The following is an 18,050-nucleotide window of genomic DNA, read 5'->3' on the forward strand; positions in this document are numbered from 1 at the left end:
CCCAAAAACCAAAAATCTAATGATGAAAAAAATCGCTTTTCTATGTGCCTGCTTGTTACTACTAGCAGGCTGTGGTCGCTCTCTGCCAGTGGTTAAGGGAGATAGCCTAGTTATTTCAGAGGAAAGAAAACTCCCCGCTTATACTCAAATCAGGCTGGAATGTGGGGCAGATCTAGTACTTACACATGGCCAAGTAGGGAGTATTACTATTAAGGCCTCTCAGAATATGGCACCTTATGTAATAACAGAGGTGTCTAGCGGAGTGCTTACAGTGAAAATGTCGCCCGATTTCGCATACCAATTTACAAAAAAGTTGGAGATTTGTATTCCTGTAGATAACTCACTAACAGAAATTGATGTACATGGTTCAGGTGATATCAGCTCTCATGAACAATTGCAGGTTAAGAACCTCTCTTGCAAGGTGTTGGGCAGTGGTGATATGCTGCTCTCTTTACAGGCTGAGTCTCTATCTTTTTCTGTCAAAGGTAGTGGTGATATGAAAATCAAAGGAACCACCCAAGATCTTAGTGTAGACATAGCAGGCAGTGGCGACTTTGACGGTGATGCACTTCAGGCCAAGCAAGCAACCGCTTCTATTAGAGGCTCTGGCGATGTAGATCTCTTTGTTACTGAACAGCTTTCAGCAGATATCCGAGGCTCTGGGGATATTACTGTCAAAGGAAATCCTAAGAAAATAGATGTGCAAACCAAAGGTAGTGGTAGGGTAAGATACCAATAACTACACCTCACTTCGCTTCTTTAGAAAGGAAATCAGCAAAATCCCTACACTGACAAAGATACTAAGGCGTGCTATGTAATCTCCATAGCGTACATAAGTGGTCAGCTCATTATTGGCCAAAACAGTACCCCTTAGCGCACCTTTTTTTCCATAACCCAAGGAGCTGATGATTTCCCCACGCTGGGAGATAAAGGCCGAAATACCTGTATTAGCACTTCGGGCTATACTCTTGCGGGTCTCTATGGCTCTCAGGCGCGTATAGCTTAGCAGTTGTTTGTATCCTTGGGTATCCCCCCACCAAGCATCATTGGTTAGGACGCCTAAGAATTGAGCGCCTTGCTTTACATATTTGCCTACATATTCTCCATAGATAGATTCGTAACAAATCACAGGAGCTACCTTCTGCTCGGCTAAGGAGCTTAGCACACTGGGGGTCTTTTGGGTAGTCTTTACCGCAACTGTTCCCCCTAGGTCTATCATGATATCTCCTAAGATAGGTTTTAAGAGAGATTGCAGGGGCATATTCTCTACCCCAACAACTAATTTTGACTTGTGGTGAAAGCCCATAATCCCAAAGGAGTTGAGCAGAAAGGCACTATTATAGTCATTGAACCAATAGTTCTGTACAGGGTTATAGTTGGTTTGTGGGGCTATCTTACTTTTGTCTGTAACTACCTCGTAGATAGCAGCTCCCATTATCCAATTGAGCTGTGGATGTGCTTCTAAGAATGTATGTAAGGGGGGTAACTCCTTGCTTTGTGATATATCCTCTAATCGGTAGACGCCTTGCGAGATGACCGTCTCAGGAGTGAGCACAAAGTGGGTGTTTTCAGTAACGCCTTCCTTGGCAAGGGTAAGCAATAGTGCTATAGTTTCCTCATTGGAAAGGCTGTATTTCTCCTCATAGGGGTCTATATTGGGTTGCAGAGCAACCACCTCTATAGGAGTGCCTTTTTCCTTATAACTAATATATATGCCCCAAGAGAGCGCTATAGGCAGTAATACTAGCAGACTTATTTTGGCTATACGCTTGTAAAATAATCTTTTATCCTTTGTCTCTAAGAAGAGGCGCAGCGTGTGAAATAGTAGTATATTGACCAATAGCACCCAAAGGCTTCCGCCGAAAATTCCCGTATATTCGTACCATTGTATCCAAGTGATATTTTCAGAAAAGACATTTCCTAAAGAGAGCCAAGGCCAAGAAAAATCCCAATGGTGATGGAATTTCTCAAAGGCTATCCATATGGTAATGAGGAAGATACTACTTACTTTTGCCGTATTTCGCTTTGCTACCAAGTGATAAACAAGGAAGACCAAACTCATCAGCAGGCTATTGACCAAAAGGGCAAAGAGCGCCCCCACCACTGTGGAGTTCCATATCCACCAAGTGGTGAGAGTATTCCACAGAAGAAAGCTAAGATACGAGAGGAGGAACACCTTTCCCTTGCACGCTTTTCCCCTGCTGCGTAACTGGTATTCTACTAACAGTAAGGGTACCCAAGCGACAAAAATAAACAAGGAAATACCATAAGTAGGCCAAGCGATGGCTAATAAGATCCCTGAAAGAAGGGCTAAAAGGAGATGCTTCATGTCAGTTGAGAAAAATATCTTTTTTAAGAATGAGACTTTAGGAATGTTTTTACCTTTTCCAAATAGGGGTAGGGCGTGATGTCCTCCCTGAAGAAGGGGATAAGAGAGCGTAGCTGCTCATACCATAGCTTAGTAGTGGTAGAGAGTTTGTCTTTATATCCCAGAATATCAATAGCTTGTGCTATTGTGATGGCTTCTATGGTCATCACTTCAAAGGTGTTTTCTATGACCTTGTGAGTAATAGTTGCGGCATTGGTACCCATACTTACAATATCTTGATTATCATTGTTATTGGGGATACTATGCACGTACATAGGGAAAGAAAGTGTTTGGTTTTCAGCAGTGGTAGAGGTAGCGGTGAATTGTATTCCCTGCATACCAAAGTTGAATCCTAATTTTCCAGCATTGACAAAGGCAGGTAGGATCTCATTGATTTTTGGGTTAAGCAGATAGTTCAGCTGTCGCTCACAGAGCATACACAGTCGGGTAATAGCTATCTTGAGTTTGTCCATCTCTAGGGAGATATAATCCCCGTGGAAATTTCCTCCATGATATACTTGTTGGGATTTGAGGTCGGTAATAGGATTATCACTTGCCGAGTTGAACTCATGGGTTACTACTTCCTTTGCATAATCAATAGTGTCATATATAGGCCCTAGGATTTGGGGAAGACATCTGAGAGAATAGTATTCTTGTACCTTTTCCTTGAAGATAGTTTCCTTATGTTCGCCCTTATATAGGTGTTCACTGCGCTTTTTGGTTAGCTGACTGTCCACTAAGTAGTTACGCATTCTCTGGGCGATAAGCTGTTGCCCATGGTGCTTTTTAGCAGCATTAAGCTCTTGGGAAAAATGGTCGTCATAGGTCTGTACTAATTCGTTGATGGCCACAGAGAGCTTGACAGACCAGTCCAGTAGCAGCTGTGCATAATGGATATTAACCGCTGCAATACCAGTCATTACCGAGGTACCATTCATCAGAGCGATTCCCTCACGCAGGTGAATCTTCAAGGGTGAGAGTCCTTCTTCGGCAAAAACCTCTTGGGTAGGGCGTCTTTTTCCTTTGTAGAAGACCTCTCCTTCACCGATCAGCACCAAGGCCAAATGGGCTAACTGTACCAAGTCTCCACTGGCACCTACGCTCCCATGCTGGAAGATTAAGGGGGTGATGTCCCTATTGATAAGCTCTTTCATTAGGTGAATGAGGGAAGGGTGTACGCCTGATTTTCCTAATGAAAGCGTATGAAGCCTACATAGAATGGCCGATTTTACGATTTCGGGAGAGAAATAAGCACCCATGCCTGAAGAATGGCTGCGAATGATGTTATATTGTAAGGCCAATTGGTCTTTATCCTCTATTCGGTACTGTGCCATGGGGCCAAAGCCTGTATTTACTCCATATATAACCTTATTCTTGGAGAATTCCTTTAGGAAGTGATAGCTATCACTTACGATTTTTTCAGTTTCAGGGGAGATTTCTACTTTTTTATGGTTGAAGATGACATTGATAAAATCTTCAAAAGAGTTGGCATGTTGTCCCATTGCTTTAAGTTCTTTTACAAACAGCAGCAAAATTAAGGAATAATAGGCTATTTTGCAAGGGGAGTAAAGGATTTATTTTTAGGGACAAAAAAACTCAGTCTTCCAAACACAGCACTCAAAACTTTTTTGTACATTTGCCCTTTCAATAGGATAATTGTAACCAAATGAAGAAGCTATGGCTTTTATTTTTATATCTTTTACCGCTTTGTTCTTGGACACAGGAAAAGATGTATATAGATAGCGAGGGCAATACTACAACTAAGGACAAGGCCAAACTTTATCGGGTCATCTCTGAAAAGGACGGACGCTATCATGTAAAGGATTTTTTCTTGGACGGAAAACTCCAAATGGACGCTTATGCTACTAAAAAGGACTTTAGAAGTATAGAGGAGCTTATAGGGAAGTTTTCTTTTTATTTTGAAGATGGTAAGATAGAGATACAAGGAGAGGAGGAAAATGGAAATCTCTCTTACAAAGTGTATGACCCCAAGGGACGTATAAATACATTCTATAACAAAACAAGAGAGGATACTTATATAGAGACCTATAATTATGCTGATAATGCTTATGTGAAGGGGAAAAAAGAATTTAATGTAGTGTATTATCAGGAAAATGCGAAGGTAAAGAAAAGAATACAGTTTGAAGAGGATTTAAAAAAGGCAAGAATAGAGAGTTTCTATGAGGGAGAGGATAATGTACTACTAAAATACTATGATGAAAGGGGAAAACTCATAGGCTCTCGTTATATAAAAGGAAATGAAGCTCAAGCAGGTATAGAAGTGGAGTACTATCATGCGCCTGCACAAGTAAAAGCAATTATCCAATGGGATGCAATAGGAAATATTGTGGAGGATAAGGTATATTATCGCTCAGGAAAGCTATTTTCACGTAGAAAAGAGGACAAAAAGAATACAACAATTACTTTCTATGATGCAAAAGGAAAAAAAATGAGTGAACTTACTTACAAATATGGCGAACCTTACCAAGGTACTGCCTATAGCTTGGACGAAGAGGGACTATTGGAAGAGAAAATTGTGTATAAGTTGGGGCATATAGAACAAAGTATTGTTTACTATAAAAATGGAAATATCAAACAGCAAACCGACTATAGTATCCATCATGACATAGATAAGATTACTTATTATAATAAGGATAAAACAACCAAGGGAGAATTGCTTTTCAAAGAGGGGGCTTGCTATAGTGGATATCTCTACAATGATTTAGAGGAAAATGATAGTTATGTACTCTACAAGGCTGGAGAATTTGTAGCTCTTAAACAGATAGACGAGAATAATATACTTAGGTACTATAAGGAAAAACAAAAAGATGGTCAAATGAAAGCCGAAATATATAATGAAAAAGGCGAAAAATCTTATATATATACCATTACAAGAATTAAAAATACCAATTCAGGTGATGAAGATACTGTTATAGATTTCAAACAATATGAAAATGGTAAAGAAATAAATAAAGGAAGTATAAAAAATAAAATATTGCAACAGGGAAGTATCAAACTAAAAAACAGATGGGACGAAAGTATAGAATATTACTACAAAGTAAAGGATAAAAAGATTGTAATGGATTATATGATTAACGGAAAAGTACTTAAAACAATCTCTCTTGATGCTAATTTCAGTAATTTTGGGGATCGTTATCTCAATCATATAGAAGAATTCTTTATTACAGAGGACAACTTTGATCCTTATGTAATGATTCCTAATTATATATTTGACACTAAGAACAGTACTCTCATAGAACACTAAGAGCGTTTTACTCTAATCCTATTTTTACAATAAATGGACAAATTGTTACTTAAAAATAGAATGAGGTATACAATAATACAGATAACCACATTCTTTTTTGTAATATTAAATATAAGTTTCGCAATAGCACAAGATAAGGATACGCTATACGTACAAGAATATCCTCATAAGTGGTAGGTAAAGGCTTTTATTCCTAATAAGATGCTTACGATCTTGCATGACAAAAAAATCTATAATCCTACTTATCCTCATAACATAGGAGTAGGGGTGGGCTTGCGTAAGATTATAGGTATGAATCTATAGGTATCTTTCAGTGTATTCCCTTTAAAAACGGATACAGATTTGTCTTCCTCCATTACTGATTTCGAAATGTACAAATATGGCAAGAAGCTACTCTTAGACGGCTATTACCAAGATTACCGAGGCTTTTTTACCCAGAGGGAACAAGACGGAAAGAAAGTATATACCCTTTTTTCCAAACCTTACTGTAAAAAGGTGGGGGCTTGATGGGACTTATGTGTTGCGTAACAAACGATTTTCCTTACGTGCCGCCTTCGAGCAGAGTGAGAAGCAGATCAAGTCGGCTGGGAGTCTACTCTTAGGTAGTGGATTCTATTACCATAAGATTGTGCCAGATGCTTCTAAGCAGCAGAGCCTTCCTAAGGCTTTTGATAACAACCAAATGGGAGCTAATATAGGCTATGCCTATTCGTGGGTGGTCTCTCCTCGCTGGTTGCTCGCGGGTATGGTATCAGCAGGGGTAAATTTTGGTAACAATTCGGAAGTTTTAGCCTGGCATAACCTAAGGGCTTATCCTGCGAGTATCGGTAGGCTTACCCTGAACTACAATCGTGAGGACTGGTCGTTTGCCCTTACAGGGATATTTAATAACAAAACAGTTTATTCCCCCAGTGCACAATCTTTTGCCTTGCTTGCTCCTACCACACAATTTACAATTACTCGACATATTAAGATAACAACTGATAAGAAATGATAAAAAAAATCTTTAAAATAATAGCCATTACTTTCCTTATAGGCATATTGGCCATTGCAGGAGTGGGTTATTACATATTATTTTACCCCAATACTTCCTTTCAGGAGCAACAAAGGGTATTCTATATCCCTTCAGGGAGTGATTATTCCTATATCTCTGAGAAACTCTATACAGGACTTTCCAACCCGACGACCTTTTATTGTGTAGCTCGCGCTATGAAATACACCGAGCATGTACGTGCAGGTCGCTATGTGATTCGCAAGGGAATGAATAACCTACAGCTAGTACGTATGCTTAGGAATCTGAGCCAGCCAGTGAAAGTTTCTTTCAATAACCAAGACCGCCTACCTCTCTTAGCACAACGTATCTCTAAGGAGATTGAGGCCGATAGTACTTCCCTTATGAACGCTTTCCTCAATCCTTCTTTCCTTGCCGAAAGTGGGACAGACTCTCTTAATATATTGGGGCACTTTATACCCAATACCTATGAGTTCTATTGGGATACCTCGGCCAAGGCGTTTGCTGAGCGAATGCAGAAGGAATACAAAGCCTTTTGGAATGAAAAAAGACGAGAAAAAGCAACTGCTCAAGGGCTAACCCCTGAGCAGGTGATGATATTGGCCTCTATCGTACAGAAAGAAACCTATATGACTGATGAAAGGCCTACCATAGCCGGGGTGTATCTCAATAGGCTAAAGGAGCGAATGCCCCTACAGGCCGACCCTACCGTGGTTTATGCTATTAAGGAGACTACAGGCAACTATGATACCATCATCAAGCGGGTGTATATCAAGGACACACAGATAGCCTCGCCCTACAACACTTATCAGATTCAGGGCTTGCCGCCTGCACCTATCGCTATGCCTGATATCTCCTCTATAGAGGCGGTACTATCCCCCAAGGAGCATGAGTATCTTTTTTTTGTAGCCGATACGGCACGTATTGGCTACCACAAGTTTGCCCGCACCCTACAAGAACACAACAAGAACCGCCAAGCCTATAGGAAGTGGCTGGACAAGAAATTAATGACTAATGACTAACCGCTAACAACTGCTGTGCTGCTTTTTCAATCACAGAGCGAGGGGAGGCCAAGTTGATACGCATAAAGCCAGTGCCTTCCTTGCCGAAGACGCTACCATCTACCAAGGCCAAGTGTGCCTGATTGGTACAGAGGGAGACCAATTCTTTTTGAGAAAGCCCTAACTCTCTGAAATCCAAGAACACCAAGTAAGAGGCCTGAGGGACTATATATTTGACCTTTGGCAGGTGTTGGTCAATATATTGGGTAAGGTAGTTGATATTTCCTTGTATGTAGCTCAAGAGCTGACTGAGCCATTCTTCACCTTGTTCATAGGCTGCTACCGTGGTTTGGAAAGCAAATATATTCCCGTCGGTGAGCATGTAGCCTACTGTTTTGTCCAAGAATTTCTTTCTTACTTCAGCATTTGGGATAACAGCATAAGCGCTGGCCAATCCCGCCATATTGAAAGTTTTGCTGGCCGAAGAGAAAGTAACACAACTCTCGGCTACTTCCTTGGAAAGGGTCGCCAAAGGTGTATGTTGGTAGGGGGGAAGTGTCAGGTCGGCATGAATCTCATCGGAAATCATCAAAACCTTGTGCTTTAGGCAAATAGAGGCCAATCGCTCTAACTCGTCCTTAGTCCATACACGCCCTCCAGGGTTGTGAGAATTGCAGAGGATAAAGAGCTTGCAGGTCTTTGCTTTTTCTTCAAAGTCTTCAAAATCAATCTGATATTGTTCGTCCTTGAGCAGTAGGGGATTGGTAACTACCTTGCGCCCTGTATTGCGGATCGCAGCTGCAAAAGGGTAATACACAGGAGGTTGGATAAGTACAGGGTCACCTACTTGGGTGAAAGCCTCCACAGCCATTACGATGGCAGGCACCACCCCAGGGACGAAAGAAATCATCTCTTTGGTAATTGTCCACTGGTGACGCCTTTGCTGCCAGTCTATGATAGACTGATACCAAGCATGGGGTTTTTCAGTATAGCCAAAGATTTCACATTCTATACGTTTCTTTATGACCTCTACAATGAAAGGCGGGGTTCTAAAGTCCATATCGGCCACCCACATAGGAATCAAGTCCTCACGCCCCCAGCGAGGGAGCAGCGCCTCCAATTTTAGCGCATCGGTACCTCTTCGGTCAATAAGCTCATCAAAATTATATTTCATAGGTTAAAGATGTTTTCTAAGCTACTAAAAAGACAATATCCTTGACTACCTCCTTCTGTAGGTATTCGTTAAGCATGGTCACCAGTTTGCTTTTCCCATAGTTTAAATCCTCCCGAAGGCCGGTATTGTTCAGGGTAACATATAGCTTGCTGCCTTGTAGGCGTACACTCACGGTATATTTCACAATGGGCGCTCCTACGACCTCCACCCAAGCCTCTTTGACACGTACTTTGTCAATCCCATAGTTCAGGCGGTATCGCTTGAAGATCGCCAAGATGACGTCTTTCAAGGAAGTTTCACTATTATATCTTGTAGTATAATGGCTCATTTTTTTGTTTACAAAGGTAGTGATATTTTTTGATAAAGGGAAAGAAAACAACAGAAAAATACAGCCCAAGAAAAAACTGAGAAAAAATTTGGATACTACCAAAAAAAGCCTTATTTTTGCCGAGTTTTTTAACAACTATTACACCAATGATAAAAATCACACTGCCTGACGGTTCTGTCAAGGAATATAAGAAGGGAACAACCCCAGCTGAAGTAGCTCAAAGTATTAGTGAAGGCTTGGCACGTAATGTAATATCGGCCAGCTTCAATGGTAAAACAATTGAGACAGCCACGCCCCTTACTACGGATGGTAGTTTAGTGTTATATACTTGGGACAGTCCCGAAGGAAAGAAGGCCTTCTGGCACTCTTCCGCCCATATCTTAGCCCAAGCTTTGGAGGAACTTTATCCTAATATCAAGCTTACCATAGGGCCTGCTATTGCCAATGGGTTCTATTATGATGTGGATTTCAACGGAAATACAATAACAGACAAAGATTTCCCTGCCATAGAGGCCAAGATGCTGGAGATTGCTCGTGGCAAGCATGAGTTCAAGATGCGCCCTGTGAGCAAGGCCGAAGCGCTCTCTTACTATGAGGGAAAGAACGAATACAAAACAGAACTTATTGAAGCCTTAGAAGACGGCACTATCACTTTCTGTGATCATAGTACCTTCACCGACCTATGTAGGGGAGGGCACTTGCCCAATACAGGCTTTGTAAAAGCGGTAAAAATCCTTAGCGTAGCAGGAGCTTACTGGCGTGGTAATGAGAACAATCCACAGCTGACCCGTGTGTATGGGATCTCCTTCCCTAAGCAAAAGGATCTGACCGAATACCTCACTCTTTTGGAAGAGGCCAAAAAGCGCGACCACCGCAAGCTCGGTAAGGAGTTGGAACTCTTTACTTTCTCCAACAAGGTAGGACAAGGATTACCCTTGTGGTTGCCTAAAGGAGCAGCGCTGAGAGAGCGATTGGAAGCCTTTTTGCGCAAAGCACAGAAACAAGCAGGTTACGAGCAAGTGGTAACTCCGCATATTGGTCATAAGAACTTATATGTAACTTCAGGCCACTGGGAAAAATATGGTAAGGATAGTTTCCAACCTATAGCTACCCCGAACGAAGGTGAGGAATATTTGCTCAAACCGATGAACTGTCCGCACCACTGTGAGATCTACAACTCTCACCCATGGAGCTACAAGGACTTGCCTAAGCGCTTTGCTGAGTTTGGTACCGTATACCGCTACGAGCAGAGTGGGGAATTGCATGGACTCACTCGTGTGCGCTGCTTCACTCAGGACGATGCGCATATCTTCTGTACACCAGAACAGCTTGATGCTGAGTTCAAGCATGTGATAGACTTAGTACTCTATGTGTTTGGTTCCTTGGGCTTTGACAACTTTACCGCTCAGGTATCCTTGCGCGATCCAGAGAACCTCTCCAAGTACATAGGTTCCGATGAGAATTGGGCAAAGGCTGAGAATGCGATTATTAATGCTGCTAAGGAAAAGAACCTTACTTATGTGATAGAAACAGGCGAAGCGGCTTTCTACGGGCCTAAGCTTGACTTTATGGTCAAGGATGCCATAGGTAGAAGCTGGCAACTAGGAACCATCCAAGTGGATTATAACCTACCTGAACGGTTTGACTTGTGGTATAAGGGAGCTGATAACGAGCTACACCGCCCTGTGATGATTCACCGAGCACCATTCGGTAGTATGGAGCGCTTTGTGGCCATTTTGCTCGAACACACCGCTGGTAACTTGCCTCTTTGGTTGGTACCAGAGCAGGTCAATATCCTTTCTCTTAGCGAGAAATACGAGGGTTATGCCCAAAAGGTAGCCCAACTTTTGCAAGAAGCTGATTTACGTCCTCATGTAGATAACCGCAACGAGACCATCGGTAAGAAGATACGCGAAGCAGAAACTCTAAAATACCCTTATATGCTTATCGTAGGGGAGGAAGAGGAAAAGAATGGCACCCTTTCGGTACGTCGCCACGGGGGAGAGGACTTGGGTACTATGAAAATAGCCGATTTCATCACCCTAATACAAGAAGAGATCAACAAGAATATAAAACCTTTCTCAACAGAAGTTTAACTTAAAACACAATAGCCATTAATACGAGAGTACCCAACACGAAGAGCACAAGTGACGAAAAGACCTCACACCGCGTGAACCGAGATATACGCGTTCCCGAAGTGCGTTTGGTAGGAGATAACGTGGAAACAGGTGTATATCCTACAAAAGAAGCCTTAAAGCTGGCTGAAGAATTGGAATTGGATTTGGTAGAAATCTCTCCCAATGCCCAACCTCCTGTATGTAAAATCGTAGATTACAAAAAGTTCCTCTACGAACAGAAAAAACGTGCCAAGGAGTTAAAGGCCAAGGCTACTAAAGTGGAAATCAAGGAAATACGCTTCGGCCCTCAAACCGATGACCATGATTATGAGTTCAAAAAGAAACATGGTGAGAAGTTCCTCAAAGAGGGGGCTAAGGTGAAGGCTTATGTGTTCTTCAAGGGGCGTTCTATCGTCTACAAAGACCAAGGTCAGGAGCTATTGCTACGCTTGGCAGTGGATTTGGAAGAGTTCGGAAAGGTAGAGCAGATGCCAAAACTCGAAGGAAAGCGTATGACTATGTTCATCGCTCCTGTGAAGAAAAAATAAAAAAGATAACAGATATTTCATCATTAATTTTTAAGTAACAAATGCCAAAGATTAAAACTAAATCCAGCGCTAAAAAACGTTTCAAACTAACGGGCTCTGGTAAAATCAAAAGAAAGCACGCTTTCAAAAGTCACATCTTGACTAAAAAAGCTAAAAAACGTAAGTTAGCTCTTACACACGCTACCCTTGTTCATACCAATGACGAGGCAAGCGTAAAGAAACAATTAGGTTTAAAATAATTGTTTCTAAGGTAAATTAATTGTCTCACCTTGGAGTATGGCTCAAAAAGAACGTAAAGTCGCCTACTACAAAAAAAATTAGAAATTTATGCCAAGATCAGTAAACGCAGTTGCGCGTAGAGCGCGTAGAAAAAAAATAATGAAACAAGCCAAAGGTTACTTTGGCCGCAGAAAGAACGTTTGGACAGTTGCCAAGAACGCGGTTGAAAAAGCGTTAGTATATGCTTACAGAGACCGTCGCAATAAGAAAAGAACCTTCCGCGCCTTGTGGATCGTTCGTATCAATGCTGGGGTTCGTCCTTATGGATTGTCTTATTCTAAGTTTATGGGAGCTCTTAAAGCTAATAATATAGAACTTAATCGTAAAGTTCTTGCAGACTTAGCCCTAAACCACCCAGAGGCTTTCAAAGCAATTGTAGAAAAAGTAAAATAAACGTTTAATCAAAGAAATATCTGTTAGTAAAAGGCTATCCTTTTGTGGGATAGCCTTTTTAATATTATAGGTCAATCTCTACTTGGTTGCGCAGTAAGTCCTCAAGGGTTTCTGCTTTGCGGATGAGCTTGGCTTGCCCATCTATCCAGAGAACTTCCGCAGGGCGAGGGCGTGAGTTGTAGTTACTGGCCATAGTGTAGCAGTAGGCGCCTGCATTCCTAAAACAGAGGATATCCCCCTCAGAGATTTCGGCAATTTGTCGGTTGGAGGCAAAAGTATCTGTCTCACAGATGTAGCCCACCACCGAGTAAAAACGCTTCTTTCCCTCTGGGTTAGAGATGTTTTCTATAAAGTGAGTAGCCCCGTAGAACATAGGGCGAATCAGGTGATTGAAACCCGAATCAATTTGTGCAAAAACAGTAGAGGTAGTTTGCTTGACGACATTGACTTTCACCAAGAAAAAGCCTGCTTCACTGACCAAAAATTTCCCAGGCTCAAAAGCCAAGGTCAGGTTCCTCCCATAGAGCTTGCAGAACTCCAAGAAGCGCTGGCTGAGCTTCTCACCCAGTTCCTCTATATCTGTCTGAATATCACCTTCTTTGTAGGGCACCTTAAAGCCACTACCAAAGTCAATAAACTTCAGTTCCCTAAAGTGCTTGGCGGCATCAAAAAGGATTTCAGCAGCGTAGAGGAAGACATCTATATCCAAGATATCGCTACCTGTGTGCATGTGAATCCCATTGATGTGCATCTTAGTATTCTCCACAATACGCAGAATATGAGGTATTTGGTGAATACTGATACCGAACTTACTATCTATATGCCCTACTGAAATCTTGGAGTTGCCCCCAGCCATGACATGTGGATTGATACGAATACATACAGGTATCTGTGGGTGCTTACTACCGAATTGTTCCAAGATGGAAAGATTGTCTATATTGAGCTGTACTCCCAGAGAAGCAGCCTCCTCGATCTCCTCCATAGAGACCCCATTGGGAGTGAAGATAATCTGTTCAGGGGCAAAACCCGCATGGAGGCCTAGCTTGACTTCCTGTATAGAAACCGTATCCAAGCCCGCCCCTAGCTTTCGCATAAGCTTAAGAATAGAGACATTGGACAGTGCTTTCATCGCATAGTTGATTCTAAGGCTGGGCACAGCGGCAAAAGCCTTGGTAAGTCGCTCATACTGAGCGCTGATTTTGTTAGCATCGTACACATACACAGGACTTCCATAGGTATGTACTACAGAAAGTAAATCTTTGACTTCCATAGGAATAGGGGTTAATGGGTTTATCGGGACAAAGATACAAAAATAATAACAAATGATGAATGACAAATTTTTATCATTATTCATCACTCATTGCTCATTATTTCGTATATTTGCACAAAGTTAGTCCTATTATGAAGACCTCTACTAAGTATATATTGCTGTCTTTGTTGGTAGAGTTTGTGCTCTTTTGTCTTTTTATGCACTATGTAATAAACCCAAAGTCAAATACTTACGTTACAGCAATGGGGGCTATACGTACCTATTCGGTCATTACAGCCCTTTATATACCTACGTTTGTATTGGCTTATTTTATAGGGCAAAAGCTGAAGTGCCATCTTTATAGCAGGCTCAAGAACTTTATCTTAGGGATAGTGCTTATTTTTGTTTTTTACATCACTACCTTTTGGTTTACAATGATGTGTGCTACTTATGTTCTCTGCCCTGAAGATGATAGGCGCTATTGTATGGAGATAACACAAGTGATCGTATTTCTCTATACAATAGGCGGAAAAGGTATATGGCTGTTTGTTTTTACAGCATTGCTATTAGGAACCCTTTTAATAGTGACAAATGACGAATGACAAGTGACTAATCACTAATCACTAACCACTAATCACTAACCACTAATCACTAACCACTAACGACTAACCACTAACCACTAATCACTAACAACTAATAACTTATACAAATGAAAAGAAGATTTATTTATCAAGATGCCAAATCGGATAAGTTTTGGGATATTGATTTTGAGGGTATTACCCAAACTGTTGTTTATGGGAAAACAGGTACCGCAGGGCGAGAAGCCGTAAAGGAATTTGCCACAGCGGACGAATGCACCAAAGAAAGCGAAAAGCTAATCCTCCAAAAACTCAAAAAAGGCTATACCGAACTCAAGGAGGGCGAAGCCGCTCCTGAGAGAAAAGAGTACTCCGAAGAAGAAAAAGCCGATTATTTCTTCTGGGAAGCTATAGAAAAGAGCTACAAATACAACAAAAAAGACTGGGAAGCCTATGACTTGGACGAACATATAGAGAAACTCACCACTTATCTGGCCAAATATAGTGAGGAAAAGTTACTTTTCTTTCAAAAAACCTTAGAACAGAAACTAATTTCCCTTTATACCGCTCCTATAGCCGAACTCTATATCATTCTTGGCAACGAGTACGAGAAAGAGGGGGATACCTATAGCTTTGATGGCTTTATCTCCGACGATGGTTTCCTCTATTTCCGTTGTTGGCTGCTACTCAAGGGCAAAGAATTCTATGAGGATATCACCAAGGATATAGAATCCTTTGTCTCAGGCAAATACCATTTTGATATAGCAGAGACTTGGGCAGAGGATCTCCTCTACGTAGCCGATGCGGCCAATCAAGAAGCGCGCCCTGATAGTGATGAGGATATCATTCGCGATACAGCAAATGAAAAGTGGCCTGAGCTAAATTATGACTTTGGCGAATTTGCTATGGACAGAGAGCCTGAAAGTGGGGGAGCGCTACAGAAAATGTACCCCAAATTAGTGGCTGAAATTATGCCTATCCGTTAGTAAATAAATTCTTTAATAAAATAGTGATATTCTTTAAAAAGTAGTACCTTTGCCACCAGATATGGAAAAACAAGAAAGATACGACAGAGCCTATATGCGTATGGCACAGGAGTGGGCAAAACTCTCCTATAGCCAGCGCAAGCAAGTAGGTGCTATCATTGTCAAAGACCGTATGATCATCTCCGACGGTTACAATGGTACTCCCACAGGCTTTGACAATTGCTGCGAGGATGCCCAAGGGGAAACCCTCTGGTATGTACTTCATGCTGAGGCCAATGCCATTCTCAAGGTAGCAGCCTCTACCCAGTCTTGCGCAGGAGCAACCCTCTATATCACCATGTCACCCTGCAAGGAATGCAGCAAACTCATACACCAGTCGGGCATCATCCGTGTGGTGTACAAGGAAGCCTATAGGGATACCAGCGGCTTAGAGTTCCTGCAGAAGGCGGGCGTGGAGATCGTGCATTTGCCCCAGACAGCACATGATCAAACCTATCAATAACTTGTTTTTTATTTAGCCATGGCCTTAGTACTTGAATGGGACTTTGAGCAATACCAAGAAGGGGAATGCCTTATTGCGCTGCATACCCGATTTGAGCCATGCAAATTGGCTTATTGGCTGAATAAAATATTGGATATTCGCCTCAGGCGTGCCAGCAATGACTTATATGATAAGGATTCCGATGCCCTCTTTGCACTTTTTTCGTTTTCCTATGAGCAGGAAGCAGTATGGCACCTAATAGCCAATAGAGTACGCACAATGACCTCTGTAGGGCTATTTACACAAGTGGAAGCATATCAGTTATTTATCAAAGAGCTACCCCAAGTGGATTACTTTCTTAGAATTAACCCTTGTGAGCAAAGCCAGGATTATGTGTCCTTATTGAAAGCGCAATATTTTATAGATCTTGCCTATGAAATACCACTGTTTCCAGAGGGTAAGCTTACTTATAAGGAGCAGAGAAAACTCAATGAAATCAAAGCAAAATTAATATTCTAAAAATTTATATAGTATGATAGGACGAAAAAAACAAAAATAGTAGCTACCTTAGGACCTGCTACCGATAGCCCTGAAATTCTCAAAAGTATGATCCTAGCGGGCGTGAATGTATTCCGTATCAACTTCTCTCATGCCAACTATGAGGAGGTGAAACAACGCATCGCTCAAGTACGTGCCATACAGGAGGAACTCAATACTCATGTAGCCCTCTTAGGTGACTTACAAGGCCCTAAACTGCGTGTAGGTGTTATGGAAGACGATGTAGTGGTAGAGGATGGCGACCAGATCTCTTTCGTTACAGGAGAGCCTTTCGTAGGGAATAAGGAGCGCGCTTATATGAACTATACCCAGTTCCCTCTCGATGTGAAAGCCGGAGAAAGAGTACTTTTGGACGACGGTAAGCTTATCTTTGAAGTGGTATCTACCAATGAAAAAGATACTGTAGTGGCCAAAGTGCTACAAGGAGGGGTACTCAAGTCCAAAAAAGGAGTAAACCTACCTAATACCAACATCTCCCTACCCGCCCTTACTGAAAAGGATATCAAGGATGCTATCTTCGCCATAGAACAAGAGGTAGATTGGATTGCACTTTCCTTTGTGCGCCATGCCAAAGATATAGAAGACCTTAAAAAACTCATCAAAGCACATACCACTGAGGAGATTCCGATCATTGCCAAGATAGAAAAACCAGAGGCATTGGCCAATATAGATGAGATCATCGCCAATTGCCAAGGACTCATGGTCGCTCGTGGCGACTTGGCTGTGGAAACGCCAGCACATGAGGTGCCACTACGCCAAAAAGAATTGGTACGCAAGGCCAAAGAAGCACGTATTCCTGTGATTATTGCCACCCAGATGATGGAGACCATGATAGAGAGCCTTACTCCTACCCGTGCCGAGGTCAACGATGTGGCCAACTCTATCATAGACGGTGCCGATGCGGTGATGCTCTCCGCCGAGACCTCCACAGGGAAATATCCTGTACAGGTCATCGAACGAATGTCTAGCATTATCAACAGTGTGGAGGATTCTAATTTTATCAATGTACCTCGTATCCCACCTGTACGTGAAGGCAATGAGCGTTTTGTCACTCAGTCTATCTGCTTGAGTGCTGCCAAACTAGCCGACGATATGGATGCCAAGATCATTTCCACCCTTACCGGTAGTGGTTATACGGCATTTCAGGTATCTGCCTTACGCCCAAGTGCTCATATCTTGGTCTTCTCCTCCAACCGACGCCTACTCACCAAGCTGAGTCTGTTATGGGGGGTAACCACCTACTACTACGACCGTTACGTATCCACCGATGAGACTATAGAGGACATCAACCGTATCGCCACCCGCGAGGGACACGTACAAGTAGGCGACATCGTCATTAGCCTTAGCGCCATGCCGATCAGTTACCAAGGACGCGTGAATACGGTTCGTGCTACGCAGATATTAGCATAAAAAATGAATAGAGAAAAGTAAATTCCTAATTTACAATCAGAGAGGCTGTCTGAAAAAATCTTCAGACAGCCTTCCTTATGCTATAGCATTGCCGTCTGTATTCAGCAATTTAGCTGAAAACCTATCCCCTAAATCTTTAAAAACTCAAATAATAGTAATTTTTTATACAATCTTCAAAAATAGATATAATCTCTACGACAATATTTTTTCTTTGAAAAAACAATCATTTCTACAAGTTAAAATTTTAACATATCTAATTACTAACCACTAACCACTGACCACTAGCCACTGACCCCTAACCAC

The 18,050-nt window shown here is 41.9% G+C and carries 18 protein-coding genes and 1 pseudogene; 14 read left to right on the forward strand and 5 right to left on the reverse strand.

Annotated features, from left to right (window positions below; translation table 11 throughout):
* Positions 1-19 precede the first annotated feature (19 nt).
* Entirely contained in the window at positions 20-739 is a 720-nt protein-coding gene (locus tag HMPREF9331_RS00475; RefSeq protein ID WP_016419237.1) for a head GIN domain-containing protein, read from the forward strand.
* Here the strand turns inward: HMPREF9331_RS00475 and lnt are convergent, their stop codons facing one another.
* Both lnt and flxA read right to left on the reverse strand, forming a co-directional pair.
* Positions 740-2,329, reverse strand: a complete 1,590-nt coding sequence (gene lnt / locus HMPREF9331_RS00480; RefSeq protein ID WP_016419238.1) for an apolipoprotein N-acyltransferase — start codon at positions 2,327-2,329, stop codon at positions 740-742.
* A 23-nt stretch (positions 2,330-2,352) separates the two neighbouring features.
* Positions 2,353-3,870: a flexirubin biosynthesis tyrosine ammonia-lyase FlxA gene (flxA, locus tag HMPREF9331_RS00485; RefSeq protein WP_016419239.1), complete on the reverse strand. Its 1,518-nt coding sequence runs from the start codon at positions 3,868-3,870 to the stop codon at positions 2,353-2,355.
* Between the two features lie 164 nt (positions 3,871-4,034).
* On the opposite strand from flxA, the gene HMPREF9331_RS00490 reads away from it, so the two are divergent.
* The 4 genes from HMPREF9331_RS00490 (at position 4,035) to mltG (ending at position 7,667) form a co-directional block, all read left to right on the forward strand.
* On the forward strand, positions 4,035-5,633 hold the full coding sequence (locus HMPREF9331_RS00490; RefSeq protein WP_016419240.1) for a hypothetical protein: 1,599 nt from the start codon (positions 4,035-4,037) through the stop codon (positions 5,631-5,633).
* Between the two features lie 342 nt (positions 5,634-5,975).
* Entirely contained in the window at positions 5,976-6,140 is a 165-nt protein-coding gene (locus tag HMPREF9331_RS12885; RefSeq protein ID WP_155848668.1) for a hypothetical protein, read from the forward strand.
* Between the two features lie 10 nt (positions 6,141-6,150).
* Positions 6,151-6,627: a DUF4421 family protein gene (locus HMPREF9331_RS12890; protein WP_016419242.1), complete on the forward strand. Its 477-nt coding sequence runs from the start codon at positions 6,151-6,153 to the stop codon at positions 6,625-6,627.
* A complete protein-coding gene (gene mltG, locus HMPREF9331_RS00500; RefSeq protein WP_016419243.1) occupies positions 6,624-7,667 on the forward strand; it encodes an endolytic transglycosylase MltG in 1,044 nt (347 codons plus the stop codon). Before HMPREF9331_RS12890 ends, mltG begins: the two co-directional genes overlap by 4 nt.
* Here mltG and HMPREF9331_RS00505 read toward each other — a convergent pair.
* Both HMPREF9331_RS00505 and HMPREF9331_RS00510 read right to left on the reverse strand, forming a co-directional pair.
* Positions 7,657-8,820 (reverse strand): MalY/PatB family protein, encoded by a 1,164-nt coding sequence (locus tag HMPREF9331_RS00505; protein ID WP_016419244.1) that lies wholly within the window; start codon positions 8,818-8,820, stop codon positions 7,657-7,659. The genes mltG and HMPREF9331_RS00505 overlap by 11 nt on opposite strands.
* Positions 8,821-8,836: 16 nt before the next feature.
* Positions 8,837-9,148: a DciA family protein gene (locus HMPREF9331_RS00510; protein WP_016419245.1), complete on the reverse strand. Its 312-nt coding sequence runs from the start codon at positions 9,146-9,148 to the stop codon at positions 8,837-8,839.
* Positions 9,149-9,294: 146 nt separating this feature from the next.
* On the opposite strand from HMPREF9331_RS00510, the gene thrS reads away from it, so the two are divergent.
* The 4 genes from thrS to rplT all read left to right on the forward strand — a co-directional run bounded on the left by thrS (position 9,295) and on the right by rplT (position 12,485).
* The gene (gene thrS, locus HMPREF9331_RS00515; RefSeq protein WP_016419246.1) at positions 9,295-11,244 is read left to right on the forward strand and encodes a threonine--tRNA ligase; all 1,950 of its coding nucleotides are present in this window, start codon (positions 9,295-9,297) and stop codon (positions 11,242-11,244) included.
* Between the two features lie 17 nt (positions 11,245-11,261).
* A complete protein-coding gene (gene infC / locus HMPREF9331_RS00520; protein WP_074698849.1) occupies positions 11,262-11,813 on the forward strand; it encodes a translation initiation factor IF-3 in 552 nt (183 codons plus the stop codon).
* 41 nt (positions 11,814-11,854) lie between these two features.
* A complete protein-coding gene (gene rpmI / locus HMPREF9331_RS00525) occupies positions 11,855-12,052 on the forward strand; it encodes a 50S ribosomal protein L35 (protein WP_009641953.1) in 198 nt (65 codons plus the stop codon).
* An 88-nt stretch (positions 12,053-12,140) separates the two neighbouring features.
* Entirely contained in the window at positions 12,141-12,485 is a 345-nt protein-coding gene (gene rplT / locus HMPREF9331_RS00530; RefSeq protein ID WP_016419247.1) for a 50S ribosomal protein L20, read from the forward strand.
* A gap of 64 nt (positions 12,486-12,549) precedes the next feature.
* Here rplT and lysA read toward each other — a convergent pair whose 3' ends face one another.
* Positions 12,550-13,755 (reverse strand): diaminopimelate decarboxylase, encoded by a 1,206-nt coding sequence (gene lysA / locus HMPREF9331_RS00535; protein ID WP_016419248.1) that lies wholly within the window; start codon positions 13,753-13,755, stop codon positions 12,550-12,552.
* Positions 13,756-13,886: 131 nt separating this feature from the next.
* Between lysA and HMPREF9331_RS00540 the strand changes: the two genes are divergently transcribed.
* The 5 genes and pseudogenes from HMPREF9331_RS00540 to pyk all read left to right on the forward strand — a co-directional run.
* Positions 13,887-14,336 (forward strand): hypothetical protein, encoded by a 450-nt coding sequence (locus HMPREF9331_RS00540; RefSeq protein ID WP_115596308.1) that lies wholly within the window; start codon positions 13,887-13,889, stop codon positions 14,334-14,336.
* Between the two features lie 107 nt (positions 14,337-14,443).
* A complete protein-coding gene (locus HMPREF9331_RS00545; protein WP_016419250.1) occupies positions 14,444-15,298 on the forward strand; it encodes a DUF4240 domain-containing protein in 855 nt (284 codons plus the stop codon).
* Between the two features lie 61 nt (positions 15,299-15,359).
* Positions 15,360-15,800 carry a deoxycytidylate deaminase gene (locus tag HMPREF9331_RS00550; RefSeq protein ID WP_040356812.1) on the forward strand — a complete coding sequence of 147 codons (441 nt, stop codon included), beginning with the start codon at positions 15,360-15,362 and terminating at the stop codon, positions 15,798-15,800.
* Positions 15,801-15,818: 18 nt separating this feature from the next.
* On the forward strand, positions 15,819-16,298 hold the full coding sequence (locus HMPREF9331_RS00555) for an IPExxxVDY family protein (RefSeq protein WP_016419252.1): 480 nt from the start codon (positions 15,819-15,821) through the stop codon (positions 16,296-16,298).
* Between the two features lie 21 nt (positions 16,299-16,319).
* A pseudogene (pyk, locus tag HMPREF9331_RS00560) lies at positions 16,320-17,747 on the forward strand (pyruvate kinase); the annotation flags it as partial.
* Positions 17,748-18,050 lie beyond the last annotated feature (303 nt).

Origin of the sequence: Capnocytophaga granulosa ATCC 51502 (assembly GCF_000411115.1) — a bacterium.
GTDB lineage: Bacteria > Bacteroidota > Bacteroidia > Flavobacteriales > Flavobacteriaceae > Capnocytophaga > Capnocytophaga granulosa.